Here is a 13,353-nt window from a genome sequence, read left to right on the forward strand (position 1 = left end):
GGCAGGCACTAGACATCTCACACCCCTCACAACGGGGATGCACAAAACGAACGGCTCACGCGCCCCACCCACAATCAGGAGGTGGGGCGCGTGAGATACGAGCCTTAGTCGACCAGACGCAGACCGTTCTTCTGAACCGTCAGAAGGAACTCCACGTTGCTTTCAGTCTTACGCAGCTGGTTAGTCAGAACACCCAGAGCCTGCTCGGGCTCCATACCCGCCAGGGCACGGCGCAGACCCCACATAATCTTAATCTCATCCGGGGAGAGCAGGTTCTCCTCACGGCGAGTACCAGAAGCGTTAATATCAACCGCAGGGAAGATACGCTTATCCGCCAGCTGACGGGACAGGCGCAGCTCCATGTTACCGGTGCCCTTGAACTCTTCGAAGATCACTTCATCCATCTTCGAGCCGGTCTCAACCAGGGCGGTAGCCAGGATGGTCAGCGAGCCGCCCTCTTCAATGTTGCGGGCTGCACCGAAGAACTTCTTCGGCGGGTACAGTGCGGCAGAATCCACACCACCGGACAGGATACGACCGGATGCGGGAGCCGCCAGGTTGTATGCGCGGCCCAGGCGGGTCATGGAGTCCAGCAGCACGACCACATCGTAGCCGAGCTCCACCATACGCTTCGCACGCTCAATAGCCAGCTCAGCCACAGTGGTGTGATCCTCAGCGGGGCGGTCGAAGGTCGAGGCAATAACCTCACCCTTGACGGTGCGCTGCATGTCGGTCACTTCTTCAGGACGCTCATCCACCAGGACCATCATCAGGTATACGTCCGGGTTGTTCACGGTAATCGCGTTCGCAATGGACTGCAGCATGAGGGTCTTACCCGCCTTCGGCGGGGACACAATCAGACCACGCTGACCCTTACCAATCGGGGACACCAGGTCCACCACGCGGGTGCCCAGCTTCTTCGGGGTGGTCTCCAGGCGCAGACGCTCCTTGGGGTACAGCGGGGTCAGCTTCGAGAAGACGCGGCGGTTCGCTGCTTCCTCAACGCTCTGACCGTTAATCGCCTCAACCTGAACCAGCGCGTTGAAACGCTGGCGGTTGTTCGACTCACCCTCGCGCGGCACACGGATCGCGCCGAGCACGTGGTCGCCCTTACGCAGGTTGTACTTCTTCACCTGAGCCAGGGAGACGTACACGTCGTTGGTGCCGGGCAGGTAGCCGGTGGTACGCACGAAAGCGTAGTTATCGAGAATGTCCAGAACACCCGAAATCGGTGCCAGCACATCGTCTTCGCTCAGGCGAGGCTCGTTCTCCTCGCGGCGGCGAGCCTGCTTCTCAGCACGCTCAGCCTGGCGGTCACGTTTGGAACGGCGCTCAGTACGCTCGGCACGCTCTGCGCGTTCTGCACGCTCAGCAGCCTTACGCTCGGCACGTTCACTACGCTCAGTGCTGCGCTCTGCACGCTCCGCGTTACGTTCACGCTTAGTGCGGCGCTCGGTACGCTCACCATCCTGATCACGGCGACGCTCACGAGTGCGGGTACGCTTGGAGCTCTTCTCACCGTCGGGGGTGCCAAAAGTCATGTCTAGGGCAGCGTTCAGGCTGTCCAGGCTCGCGGTGCCGTCAGCGGTAGCAGCCTTCAGCTCAGCAGAGTTACCGGGCAGGTCAATCTGCTCCGAACGCTCGCCAATACGCTCAGCGGCCAGCTCAGCGCGCACATCCAGCGGAGGAAGCTCAGCGGGATTCTCGTCCTTACGGGTGCGGCGGGTACGCTTCTCCGGCTTCTCGTTCATCTCAGCCGATGCGTCCTCACCCTCAGCGGCACGGCGAGCGCGCGCACGCTTCTGAGCGGGAGTCTCGTAACGGGAGGAGCGGGTACGCTTCTCAGACTTTTCAGCCTTCTCAACGCCCTCAGCGGGGGCTTCAGCAGCCTCAGCATTTTCGGTCTTCTCAGCCTTAGCCTCGGCGTCCTTCTGGGCGCGAGTGCGGCGAGTACGGCGCGGCTTAGACTCTTCAGCCTTCTCAGCGCCCTCAGCGGGGGCTTCAGCAACCTCAGCGGGCGCTTCAGACTTAGATGCTTCAGCCTTGGATGCTTCAGACTTGGGCGCAGCAGGAGCGGCTACGGCGCCACCACGCTGATGCTCCTCAAGAGCCTGAACCAGCTCAGCCTTCTTCAACTTCAGATAGCCTCGGATACCAAGCTGCTGGGCGAGGACACGCAACTGCGCGACCTTCAAGTTTGCAAGTTCCGGTGCGGCAGCTGCCGTACCGTACTCATCGGTGACAACAATATTCTTTGCCAACTACAATTCCTTTGGTTATAAGCCCTGAAAAATCTTCAGAATAAAGATCGGGCGGGCGCTATAGCGCGGTCAAAGGTTTAGACACTGCCGAAAGAAAACAGCAGTCTGCACCTTCGACTCCCTCGAACCGCACTGGAGGCGATTCGCGTCTCTTACCGTACCCGCTGATTCAGACACAGCGAGCACACACGGAAGATAAGGCGCTCTATCACAAATGTGGGTAAGCCCAAACCATCATCTATACAAACCATCTACGCGAGATGAAGAGGATGGATTGGTCACTTTGAAAGGGCACCCGCCGCGAAACCGAACCTCTAAGAAAAGTCTTCCCCTATGCGTCAGAAATAAAGAAAGACATGAATCCTAAAGGCACTCCTCCGAACCTTGCCGGTTCCCGCCCAGATACAAAAGCATCTGAGGTATTAGGGGAAACGGAAATACGTTACGAAGGATAGTATCGACGGTCTACATTGAACGACGGGCGAACCTCAACGTAGGACGAACTAATAACGTCCTACTGAGTAACTATAACACCTTCAGTATCAATTTCAAGGGGAAGAACCCGCCAGTTCAGGCGGCGATCCACAATAGCGCTACACGGATGGGTCGCCTCAAACTCGGCAATCGCTTCCTGGACCTGTCGCACCTGCTCATCGCCGTGCGCAAAGGTCAAAACGGTCGGGCCAGCACCAGAAATTACCGCCGCAAAACCCTGACCGCGCAGGTACGCCACCAGCGCAGCCGACGGCTCCATCGCGGTCACGCGGTAACCCTGATGCAGGTAATCCACGGTCGCATCCATCAGGTACTCGGGAGCATCAGAGAGAGTGCGCACCAGCAGCGCCGCACGAGCCGAGTTCGCCACAGCCTCAACGTGGGGCATCTGCGCAGGAATCAGCGAACGAGCAAGCTTCGTCGACACCTCATAATCGGGCACAGCCACCACGGGGCGAACGTCAGGATGCACCGGAATAATCAGGGACTTCCAGTCCCCCATCTCGCCCCAGGACACCGACAGGTTGCCGTAAATCGCCGGAGCCACGTTATCCGGGTGGCCCTCCATATCGGAGGCGACCTGCAGCATCTGCTCACGGCTCAGACGGTGCTCTTCCGGCAGCAGACCGCTCGCCGCAGCTACACCCGCCACAATAGCCGACGCCGAAGAACCCATACCGCGAGAATGCGGAATCTTATTATCAGCAATCAGCTTCACCGGCGGCAGCTCATCCAAACCAGCCGCCGCAAAACCAGCCTTCATCGCCTGCAACACCAGGTGGCTCTCATCGCGAGGAACATCCGCGCTACCCTCACCGCTGAGCTCAAACTCCAGACCGGACTCAATACGCTCAACAACCAGCTCATCATAGAAGCCAAGACCCAAACCCATGCTGTCATAGCCGGGACCCAGGTTAGCGCTCGTAGCGGGAACGCGAACCTTAACGGACGCGCCCACCGGAATATCAGAAATATGCAGGGAAGACATGAGAAGAACCTCGCGATCGGTGACGTAATGAGTGAATAGGTGAAAGATACAAAAAGGGGCTGTCATGCAGGTGCACCCCGCCCCGCAAACACGGGACGGAGTGCACATCGTAGTATGAACAGACTAGTTCAAATCAAGAATATCTGCCACAGCAACCACGTCGAAAGGAGCCTTAGTCGGCTCAACCTTCACACCGTTAACAGCCTCAAGAGCCCACTGCGGGTCCTTCAGACCGTGACCGGTCACGGTAATCACGATGGTCTTACCCTCGGGAGCTTCACCTGCGCGGTGCTTCTTCAGCAGACCCGCAACGCCAGCAGCCGAAGCCGGCTCCACGAAGACGCCCTCGCGGGCAGACAGCCAGCGGTGCGCCTCCAGAATCTCCTCATCGGTGACAGCCTCAATCACGCCGCCAGACTCGTCACGAGCAGCTTCAGCCTTCTCCCACGACGCGGGGTTACCGATACGAATCGCGGTCGCAATGGTCTCAGGAGCCTCAATCGGGTGACCCGCAACGATCGGTGCAGCACCAGCAGCCTGGAAACCCCACATGATCGGACGCTTGGTCGCAACCGGCTCCAGAACCTTACCGTCACGGTTGGTGTAAGGCTCCGAGTACTCCTTGTAGCCCTTCCAGTACGCGGTGATGTTACCCGCGTTGCCAACCGGCAGCAGGTGGTAATCGGGAGCATCCCCCAGGGTGTCAACAACCTCAAACGAACCGGTCTTCTGGCCCTCAATGCGGTAAGGGTTGACCGAGTTCACCAGGAACACCGGGTAGTTCTCGCTGAGCTTGCGAGCAATCTCCAGGCAGTTATCGAAGTTGCCGTCAATCTGAATGATGTCAGCACCGTGAGCAATCGCCTGAGACAGCTTACCCATGGAAATCTTGCCGTCCGGAACCAGCACTGCACAGCGCATACCAGCCTGCAGAGCGTACGCAGCAGCCGAAGCGGACGTGTTACCGGTCGAAGCACACACAACAGCCTTCGCGCCGTCACGCTTAGCGGCGGTCATCGCGCTGGTCATACCGCGGTCCTTGAACGAACCGGTCGGGTTCATACCCTCAAACTTCAGGTAAACGGTGTTACCGGTCTCAGCAGACAGTGCCGGCGCGTGAATCAGCGGGGTACCGCCCTCGCCCAGGGTCACAGCCTTCACATCGTCTGCGAAGGGCAGACGGTCACGGTACTCATTGATAACGCCCTGCCACACGTGTGCCATTGGCTTCTCCTTCAATCTTGGCGCCCCGCCCGCCGGACCTTCCATAGGTTCGACGCGGTAGCGGGGACGCGGGTTCGTTCGTGAGCGATGCTTCTACACGCGAGCATCGCACGTTTAGTAAGCGGCGCGTGCCGCACGACGCTTTCGCGCCCAGTAATTCTCAGCGCTTAGTGCTTCTCAGACTCCACGCGGATGACCGAGTTCACCTCACGCACAGTGTCCAGAGCGTCAATCACAGCAATCGCACGGCGCAAATCGGAATCCTTAGCCGAATGCGTGACCATACGAATCTGAGCCGCACCCTCCTTCGGGGCGGACTGACGCAGAGAATCAATAGAGATACCGTGCTCAGTCAGGATGCGGGTAATGTTCGCCAGAACGCCCAAGCGATCCTCCGCCACAACACCCACCGAGTAGCGAGACACCACGTTATCCAGGCTGGTTGCGTGCAGCTGCGCGTGAGAAGTCTCCGGAACACCGGGACCACCCAGCACCAGACGACGAGCCAGGGACACGAAGTCACCCAGAACAGCCGAAGCAGTCGGAGCGCCACCCGCGCCGGGACCGTAGAACATCAGCTCGCCAGCGTTCTCCGCCTCAACGAACACAGCGTTGAACGCACCGTGCACGCCCGCCAGCGGGTGCTGACGAGGAATCAGGGTCGGGTTCACGCGAATGTTCGCGCCGTTCTCACCCTCGCGCTCGCAAATAGCCAGCAGCTTGATGACGTAACCATCAGCATCCGCGGCAGCAACATCATCAGCGGTGACGGAAGTAATGCCCTCGGTGTGCACATCATCAATAGTGAAAGTCGAGTGGAACGCCAGCGAAGCAACAATCGCAGCCTTCGACGCAGCGTCGTGGCCCTCAACGTCAGCAGTCGGGTCTGCCTCCGCGTAGCCGAGCTTCTGAGCCTCAGCCAGTGCGTCCGAGAAGGATGCGCCGGTGGTGTCCATCTGGTCAAGAATGTAGTTGGTGGTGCCGTTCATGATGCCCAGAACGCGGGTCACACGGTCACCAGCCAGGGAGTCACGCAGGGGGCGCAGAATCGGGATAGCACCCGCAACAGCAGCCTCGTAGGAGAGCTGGGCGCCGGACTCATCAGCGGCAGCCTGCAGCTCCACACCGTGCTTAGCCAGCAGCGCCTTGTTACCGGAGACCACAGACTTACCCGCCTTCAAAGCACGCAGAATGCGAGTGCGAGCCGGCTCAATACCGCCGGTCAGCTCGATGACCACATCCGCTGCGTCAATGAGAGCGTCAGCGTCGGTGGTGTACAGCGAGGGATCCGCATTCCAGTGGCGGGATGCATTAGTATCGCGCACGGCAATACCGATCAACTCCACGGGCGCGCCAATGCGCTTTTCAAGGACGGCGTTATCCTCCACCAGGATGCGAGCAGCCTGGGAACCGACATTACCGGCACCAAGCAGTGCTACTTTGATCTTTTCAGCCACGATAGTCTCTTTCTACGGTCTGTTCCGGGTTCGCCCCGGTATCTCTTCGGGCTAAGGCACGGATGCGGCGCAGAGCACGCACTCAACAACCACTTTATCAAGAGGCGGGGACGGCTCAGCAGCCTCAAGCTGCGACTTTTACTCTCTGAGATGAGGTATCCCTCACAGTTATGAGGTGAACCTTATTTTCTGCGAAGTTTTGAACACGCAAAACCGTGAAGCCCCGCCCGCAACCGCCACCTCGCAGTGTGCAGTGCAGAAACGGGAACTTCACGGCTTTTCATGATGTCAGAATGGGTTCTTAGATATCCGTTCTTAGATATCCGAACCCATATCCAGCGCCAGCATATCCTCCTCGCGCTGACGACGAATCATCACGCGAGAAGGCTGACCCTGCGCGGTCGCAATCACCGGCGGGCGAGTCAAGAAATTATAGTTCGAACCCAGCACATAGCAGTACGCGCCGGTCGCTGGAACCGCCAGAATATCGCCAGCCTGCAGGTCAGCGGGCAGGTAGCAGTAGCGCACCACCACATCGCCAGACTCGCAGTGCTTACCCACCACGCGCGAGAGCACCTGCTCCCCCGCCGGGGCACGATTCGCCAGGGTCACCGAATAATCCGATTCGTACAGCACCGGGCGGGCGTTATCGCTCATACCGCCGTCCACCGAAACGTAGCGGCGCACGCGAATCTCGCCGTTCTCATCCTCAATGCTCACGTTCTTAATGGTGCCGACCGTGTACAGGGTCGCACCCGAAGGACCGGAAATGGAACGGCCCGGCTCGAACGACATGTGCGGAATCGCCATGCCCAGGCGCTCGCAGGTCGCCGCGACGGAAGCGGCAATCGACTCGGTCACCTCGGTAATGGAGCGGGGGTGATCCGCCTCGGTGTAGCCGATGCCGTAGCCACCACCCAAATCCAGCTCCGGCAGGGTCACGCCCAGGTCGCGGTTGAGGCGGTTCATGAACTCCAGGGCGGTAGTAGCCGCCTGCTCGAAGCCCTCCGCCTCAAAAATCTGCGAACCAATATGGCAGTGAATACCGCGGAAATCCAGGGAATCGGTCGCGTTCAAAATCGCGGCGGCCAGAGCCGCGTAAGAGTCGGTAGCCTCAACACCCCAGTGCTCCAGCTCTTCCTCTTCCAGACCGGCGAGCGCGGCGGTGCCGGGCTGCAGGGACATGCCAAACTTCTGGTCCTCGTGCGCGGTCGCAATGGACTCGTGGGTGGACGCGTGCACGCCCGGGGTGATGCGAATCAGCACCGGGACGGGCGGGTAGGGCTCCTCACCTTCAGCCACGCGCTCGGCAGCCAGCTCGGCGTACACGCGCTCAATCAGCTTGAGCTCATCCACCGAGTCAGCCACCACGCGGCCCAGACCGTTACGAATCGCACGGGCAATCTCAGCCTCAGACTTGTTGTTGCCGTGCAGCGCGATATTCGCGCCCGGAACCTGCGCGCGCAGAGCCAACGCCAGCTCACCACCGGAGGCAGTATCCAGGCACAGGCCCTCCTCGGTCGCCCAGCGTGCCACCGCGGTGGACAGGAAGGACTTGCCGGCGTAGTAGACGCTCACCTTCGCACCGTGCGCGGCAAAAGCCTGCTCAAAAGCGGTGCGGTAGGCGCGGGCGCGGGCGCGGAAAGTGGTCTCGGAGAAGACGTACTGCGGGGTGCCGTGCTCAGCCGCCAGGTCGCTGACGGTCACGCCGTCAATGCAGAGCTCACCCTGCTCATTGCGGGTAAAGGAATCGGTCCAGATGGTGCGCGACAGGGCTTCGGGATGCTCGGGGTAGGTGAGCCATTCGGGGGCATAGAGGGCGCGGGCTTCGCTCATCGTGTCTCTTTCGTTAACTATCGTTGAGTATCTTTGAGGGCAATGCGTTCAACCCCCGCCCCGGTAGCACCGGGTCGGGGGTTGAATCGAAAAGGGTATTACATGCGCTCGGGTGCGCTCACACCCAGCAGGTTCAGGCCGTTAGCCAGCACCTGCTGCGCCGCGTTATTCAGCAGCAGGCGGGTACGGTGCAGGTCGGTGACCTCCTCATCCGCCTTGGGGGCGACGCGGGAAACGCCGTACCAGCTGTGGTACGCCGAAGCGAGCTGCTCCAGGTAGCGGTTCACTCGGTGCGGCTCGTAGAACTTCGCGGCGTCACGCACAGCAGCGGGGAACTGACCGAGCACAGCCAGCAACTCGCCGTCAGCAGCGGAGTCGAGCAGGGAGGTGTCCACGCCGTCCTCGACCTTCACGCCAGCCTCCGCGGCGTTGCGTGCCACAGCGGCGGTACGTGCGTGAGCGTACTGCACGTAGTAGACCGGGTTCTCGTTGCTCTTGGAGGTCAGCAGGCCCAGGTCAATGTCGATGGGGGTGTCCACCGAGTAGCGGGTCAGCTCGTAGCGTGCCGCGTCAACACCAACGGCCTCAACCAGGTCCTCAAGGGTGACCACGGTGCCGGCGCGCTTGGACATGCGGACGGGCTTGCCGTCCTTGACCAGGTTCACCAGCTGACCGATCATGACCTCAATCTGGTCGGCGCGGTAGCCAAGAATCTGGGCGATAGCCTTCAGGCGGCCCACGTAGCCGTTGTGGTCAGCACCGAGCATGTAAATCGCCACGTCGGCGGGGTTCTCGGCACGGGTCATCTTGTCCTGGTAGTAGGCGATATCGCCCGCCACGTAGGCGTGGTTGCCGTCAGACTTGATGACCACGCGGTCCTTGTCGTCGCCGTAGTCGGTGGTGCGCATCCACCATGCGCCGTCAGCTTCGAAGAGCTGACCGTTCTCACGCATGGTCTCGAGCAGGGCATCCACCTTGCCGCCCTCGAACACGGAGTTCTCGTGGAAGAACACGTCAAAGTAGGTACCGAATGCCGCCAGGGACTCCTTAATCTGATCGAACATCAGGTGAGTACCGATTTCGCGGAAAATCTCTTCGGGGTTCTCAGCCTCAAGCGCGTCGGGGCGCTGAGCCAGAATCTGATCCTTAATGTCCACAATGTACGCGCCAGCGTAGCCGTCCTCGGGGGTGTCCTCACCGCGGGCAGCGGCAATCAGGGAGCGCACGAAACGGTCAATCTGGGTGCCGTGGTCGTTGAAGTAGTATTCGCGCACGACGTTAGCGCCCTCAGCCTCAAGGACGCGGGCGAGCGCATCACCGACGGCAGCCCAGCGGGTGCCGCCCAGGTGGATGGGGCCGGTGGGGTTCGCGGAGACGAACTCAAGGTTGATGGTCTTACCGGCGAACTTGTCGCTGCGGCCGTATGCTTCGCCAGCCTCAACGATGGTGGCGGCAAGCTCACCAGCAGCTGCGGCGTCCAGGGTGATGTTCAGGAAGCCGGGACCAGCAATATCTACGGATGCGACACCGGGGATGGCGCCAATCTTCTCTGCCAGAAGAGCTGCTGCCTCACGCGGGTTCTTGCCCACCTTCTTGGCGAGCTGCAGAGCGACGTTGGTTGCCCAGTCACCGTGTTCGCGGGACTTGGGGCGCTCTACTCGGACGGCGGGCAGTTCAGCGCCCTCCACGAGGGTCAGCTGGCCGGAGGAAATGGTTTCTTCAAGGGCAAGCGCAATGGCTTCAGAGAGTTCTTCAGGAGTCATAACAAACTATTCTAGCAAGCATTGGCAGGCGACTGACCGTTTATCTAGCGCTTATCTGATACCATGGTGGGGTTGCCTCTGTAGCTCAGCGGATTAGAGCACCAGTTTCCGGTACTGGGGGTCGAAGGTTCGAATCCTTTCAGGGGCACGATGTTCTTATTCGAGAGGGAACATGGGAGCCGATACTCGCACAGCGGGTGTCGGCTCCTTTTTATTTAACTGCCATGCTGCCCCGCCCACTTTTCAACGTCAGAGCGTGGACACTACCTGCCGCCCTGTTGTGGCAACGCTCGCACCCTTGAGAGAATGGGGAACGCGCACACTGTTCAACTCAACCCGAACTTTAAGCCACGACAGCGGAGGTAAACCGTGACCACCATGCGCCAGATTCAGCTCACCGAGTGGGGCGACGAAAGCGTTCTGCACGAAGCAAACGTGCCCATCCCCTCGCCGGTGCGCGGTCACGTGCTCATCAAGACGGTTGCCGCCGGCGTGAACCCCATCGACCTGACCACCCGCAAGGGTCTGGGCCCCGCCGCTCAGCTTGCCGATCCCTCCTACAAGCCGTTCGTTCCCGGTTGGGATGTTGCCGGCACCGTGGTTGCCACCGCTGGCGACTACACGGGTTTCAAGGTGGGCGACGGTGTATTTGGTCTGGTTTCTTTCCCCTCCCCCGCAGGTGCGTACGCCGAGTATGTGCTTGCCCCGGCGCATCAGCTGGTGAAGGTGCCCGCCGATGTTCCCTGCGCCCAGTTGGGCGGCGCTCCCCTGGCGGCACTGACCGCATACCAGGCACTCTTTGAGGTGGCGCAGCTGAAGGAAGGCGAGCGCGTGCTCATTCACGCCGGTGCCGGAGGCGTCGGTCACCTCGCCGTTCAGCTGGCGGCTCAGGCTGGAGCTCAGGTTTTTGCGACCGCCTCCGCGGCAAACCACGAGTTTGTGCGCTCGCTGGGCGCCCAGCCCATTGATTACCGCACCGAGGATTTCCGTTCGGTACTGGGTCAGACCATGGATGTGGTGCTCAATTCCACCGGTCAGCAGACCTTCCTCGATTCGCTGGAGGTGCTGGTTCCCGGCGGTCGTATTGTCACCCTGACCAGCCCCGACCCGCTGGATGTGGCGCGTGAGCGCGGCTTCCAGGCGCAGTGGCTGACGGTTCACCCGGACCGTGTGCAGATGCAGGAGATTGCCCGCCTCATGTCCCTGGGCCTGTTGAAGGTGCACGTGGATCAGGTGCTTGATTTTTCGCAGGCTGCGCAGGCTCACGCCCTGGTGGCGGCCGGGCGCACCCGCGGCAAGATCGTACTGGTTCCCTAACGAGGTGCTGATTCATGCAGACTTCTGAGAGCGCGCCGAAGATTGAGGGCGCACTGAACGCTGAGGGCGTGCCGAAGGTTAAGGGCGCACCGCACGCTGAGGGCGTGCCGACCATTGAGAGTACCGAGTACCGCTCCGGTTTTTACCGCGAGGCGGGCTTTTACGATGCCCACTCGCTACCCGACTACGGTGCGCAGTCGCCCGTAACTCGCGAGGCGTTCGCCTACGATTTCTTCCCCGCGGCTGCTGATTCTTCTCCCGCGCCTCTGCTGGTGTGGGTTCACGGTGGCGCCTGGCGCTTCGGCACCAACCAGGCCCTACGCGACACCATCCTGCGCACCCCTGACGGGGAGCAGCCCAATACCCAGGCGCTCATGCGCGCCGCTTTTCAGCAGGCAGGCTGGGCGGTCGCGTCCATCAACTACCGGTATTCGCATCAGGCACTCTTCCCGGGTGCCCTGCACGATGTGAAGGAGGCGGTGCGTTTCTTCCGCGCCAACGCGCACGAGTTCGGCATCGACCCGCAGCGCATTGCGGTAGCGGGCGGAAGCGCCGGCGGGCACCTAAGCATGATGGTTGCGCATACGGGAGATTCCGCCGCCAGTGACCCTGCATTTGAGGACCCTGCATATGGGGACTCTGCGGGCGCACCAGAGCACGAGGAATACTTTGAAGGCAGGGCGGCAAGCGCCTACCCGTCCCATAGTTCGCAGGTGGCGGCGGCGGCTTCGTTTTACGGGGTCAGCGATTTGAGGACCATCTTCACCGATCGTCCCCTGGCCGGCTACGCCCTCAATCATCCCGAGGACGATGGCGCCGAATGGCGACTGCTGGGAAGCACCTACCCGGTGCCCGCAGACGCGTCTACTATCGACATCTCCAAAGGTGAGCGGGTGGTTCCGGGTGTCTGCATCGAGCGTGCCCAAAAGAACTGGGAGCGTGCGCATCCTATTGATGCGGTACGCCCCCAGAAAAGAGTGAACCTGAAACGAGTGAATAAGTTCGAAAGTGCCTTAGCACAGGGTGCAAGCGGCGGTGCCACGCCCCTCATGCTCGTGCACGGTATTAGTGATTCGTGTGTGCCGTACCAGCAATCGGTGCGGGTGTATCAGGCGCTGCGCACGCGGCAGGTGCCTACCGATTTGGTGCTGGTTCCGGATGCCGAACACGGGGATTCACGCTGTTTTAGCCCCGAGATTGTTCAGCAGATGCTGCAATTTCTGAACCGCACTGTCTCATCAGAGTGATTGATCAGACGGTGAATGATTCAGACGGTGATTGACCAGATGCGGGTTTAGCGAACGCGGCGGTTCACGTATTCGTGCTCAAGGCGGTACCGTTCGAGGTCATCAAAAGCAACGCGACGGTGCGTGTTAATGCGCTCGAACGGAATATCTCCGCGCTCCAGCAGGCGAACAACGGTCGGGCGGGATACGCCCAGGTAGTCTGCCGCCTCCTGCGTGGTCATCAGGCGGTCCTGGCGTACCACGCAGACATCCTTGCGGTCGGCGAATGCGCGCGCTACGGAGGTGAGGGGTCCGTACATTTCGGGGGAAATCTGTACGCGCTCGCCGTCGCCGGTGACCAGGTAGAGGGTTTCTTCGGCGCTGAGGCGGTCGAAGTGGGTGCGCAGACTCGCGTGAACGAGGGCTTGGAAGAGCTCTTCGCAGCGGTGGTGAATTTCTTCCTGCTGCCCATCTTCGCAGCAATCCAACACTGCAGCACGTGTTGCCGGGTACGTCTTTGGTGATGGCATAGTCACTCCTTCGTTACTGTGTTATTCACCACTGTAGCAGTTGAACGAAACTATCGAAAGAAAGTTAAGAGGCGCAGTTAATTCGCATCTGTAGTGCATATAATTCAGATGAATATTTATTAGCTATATAGATAGTATTTAATGTCATTTATTGTATCTTAACTGTCCTTTTGAGGGCCATCATTCCGCCGCTACCCACACAGGGTTCCCGCGAACAAACCCAAATATGACAAACAAAGCACACCCCAAGCCCACC

General features: G+C 60.4%; 9 protein-coding genes and 1 tRNA gene. 3 read left to right on the top strand and 7 right to left on the bottom strand.

Annotated features, from left to right (window positions below; translation table 11 throughout):
- Positions 1–104: 104 nt before the first annotated feature.
- The 6 genes from rho to argS form a co-directional block, all read right to left on the bottom strand.
- A complete protein-coding gene (gene rho, locus RQ593_RS04840) occupies positions 105–2,261 on the bottom strand; it encodes a transcription termination factor Rho (protein ID WP_311449953.1) in 2,157 nt (718 codons plus the stop codon).
- 514 nt (positions 2,262–2,775) lie between these two features.
- Entirely contained in the window at positions 2,776–3,744 is a 969-nt protein-coding gene (thrB, locus tag RQ593_RS04845; protein WP_311449954.1) for a homoserine kinase, read from the bottom strand.
- A gap of 123 nt (positions 3,745–3,867) precedes the next feature.
- Positions 3,868–4,968 (bottom strand): threonine synthase, encoded by a 1,101-nt coding sequence (gene thrC, locus RQ593_RS04850; protein ID WP_044150573.1) that lies wholly within the window; start codon positions 4,966–4,968, stop codon positions 3,868–3,870.
- 167 nt (positions 4,969–5,135) lie between these two features.
- A complete protein-coding gene (locus RQ593_RS04855; protein ID WP_311449955.1) occupies positions 5,136–6,425 on the bottom strand; it encodes a homoserine dehydrogenase in 1,290 nt (429 codons plus the stop codon).
- Between the two features lie 315 nt (positions 6,426–6,740).
- The gene (locus tag RQ593_RS04860; protein WP_311449956.1) at positions 6,741–8,261 is read right to left on the bottom strand and encodes a diaminopimelate decarboxylase; all 1,521 of its coding nucleotides are present in this window, start codon (positions 8,259–8,261) and stop codon (positions 6,741–6,743) included.
- Positions 8,262–8,359: 98 nt separating this feature from the next.
- Positions 8,360–10,024 (bottom strand): arginine--tRNA ligase, encoded by a 1,665-nt coding sequence (gene argS, locus RQ593_RS04865; RefSeq protein ID WP_311449957.1) that lies wholly within the window; start codon positions 10,022–10,024, stop codon positions 8,360–8,362.
- Between the two features lie 74 nt (positions 10,025–10,098).
- On the opposite strand from argS, the gene RQ593_RS04870 reads away from it, so the two are divergent.
- The 3 genes from RQ593_RS04870 (at position 10,099) to RQ593_RS04880 (ending at position 12,588) form a co-directional block, all read left to right on the top strand.
- A tRNA-Arg gene (locus tag RQ593_RS04870) sits at positions 10,099–10,172 on the top strand.
- Between the two features lie 230 nt (positions 10,173–10,402).
- On the top strand, positions 10,403–11,341 hold the full coding sequence (locus tag RQ593_RS04875) for an NADP-dependent oxidoreductase (RefSeq protein ID WP_311449992.1): 939 nt from the start codon (positions 10,403–10,405) through the stop codon (positions 11,339–11,341).
- A gap of 14 nt (positions 11,342–11,355) precedes the next feature.
- The gene (locus RQ593_RS04880) at positions 11,356–12,588 is read left to right on the top strand and encodes an alpha/beta hydrolase (protein ID WP_311449958.1); all 1,233 of its coding nucleotides are present in this window, start codon (positions 11,356–11,358) and stop codon (positions 12,586–12,588) included.
- 47 nt (positions 12,589–12,635) lie between these two features.
- On the opposite strand, the gene RQ593_RS04885 is transcribed toward RQ593_RS04880, so the two are convergent.
- The gene (locus RQ593_RS04885; protein ID WP_060823654.1) at positions 12,636–13,097 is read right to left on the bottom strand and encodes a helix-turn-helix domain-containing protein; all 462 of its coding nucleotides are present in this window, start codon (positions 13,095–13,097) and stop codon (positions 12,636–12,638) included.
- Between the last annotated feature and the right edge of the window lie 256 nt (positions 13,098–13,353).

This window comes from uncultured Rothia sp. (genome assembly GCF_963507905.1).
Lineage (GTDB): Bacteria > Actinomycetota > Actinomycetes > Actinomycetales > Micrococcaceae > Rothia.

Bases quoted from the DNA above. Each gene is read 5' to 3' on its own strand.
- thrB (WP_311449954.1), bottom strand. From the start codon at position 3,744: ATGTCTTCCCTGCATATTTCTGATATTCCGGTGGGCGCGTCCGTTAAG.
- thrC (WP_044150573.1), bottom strand. From the start codon at position 4,968: ATGGCACACGTGTGGCAGGGCGTTATCAATGAGTACCGTGACCGTCTG.
- RQ593_RS04860 (WP_311449956.1), bottom strand. From the start codon at position 8,261: ATGAGCGAAGCCCGCGCCCTCTATGCCCCCGAATGGCTCACCTACCCC.
- argS (WP_311449957.1), bottom strand. From the start codon at position 10,024: ATGACTCCTGAAGAACTCTCTGAAGCCATTGCGCTTGCCCTTGAAGAA.
- RQ593_RS04875 (WP_311449992.1), top strand. From the start codon at position 10,403: ATGCGCCAGATTCAGCTCACCGAGTGGGGCGACGAAAGCGTTCTGCAC.
- RQ593_RS04880 (WP_311449958.1), top strand. From the start codon at position 11,356: ATGCAGACTTCTGAGAGCGCGCCGAAGATTGAGGGCGCACTGAACGCT.
- RQ593_RS04885 (WP_060823654.1), bottom strand. From the start codon at position 13,097: ATGCCATCACCAAAGACGTACCCGGCAACACGTGCTGCAGTGTTGGAT.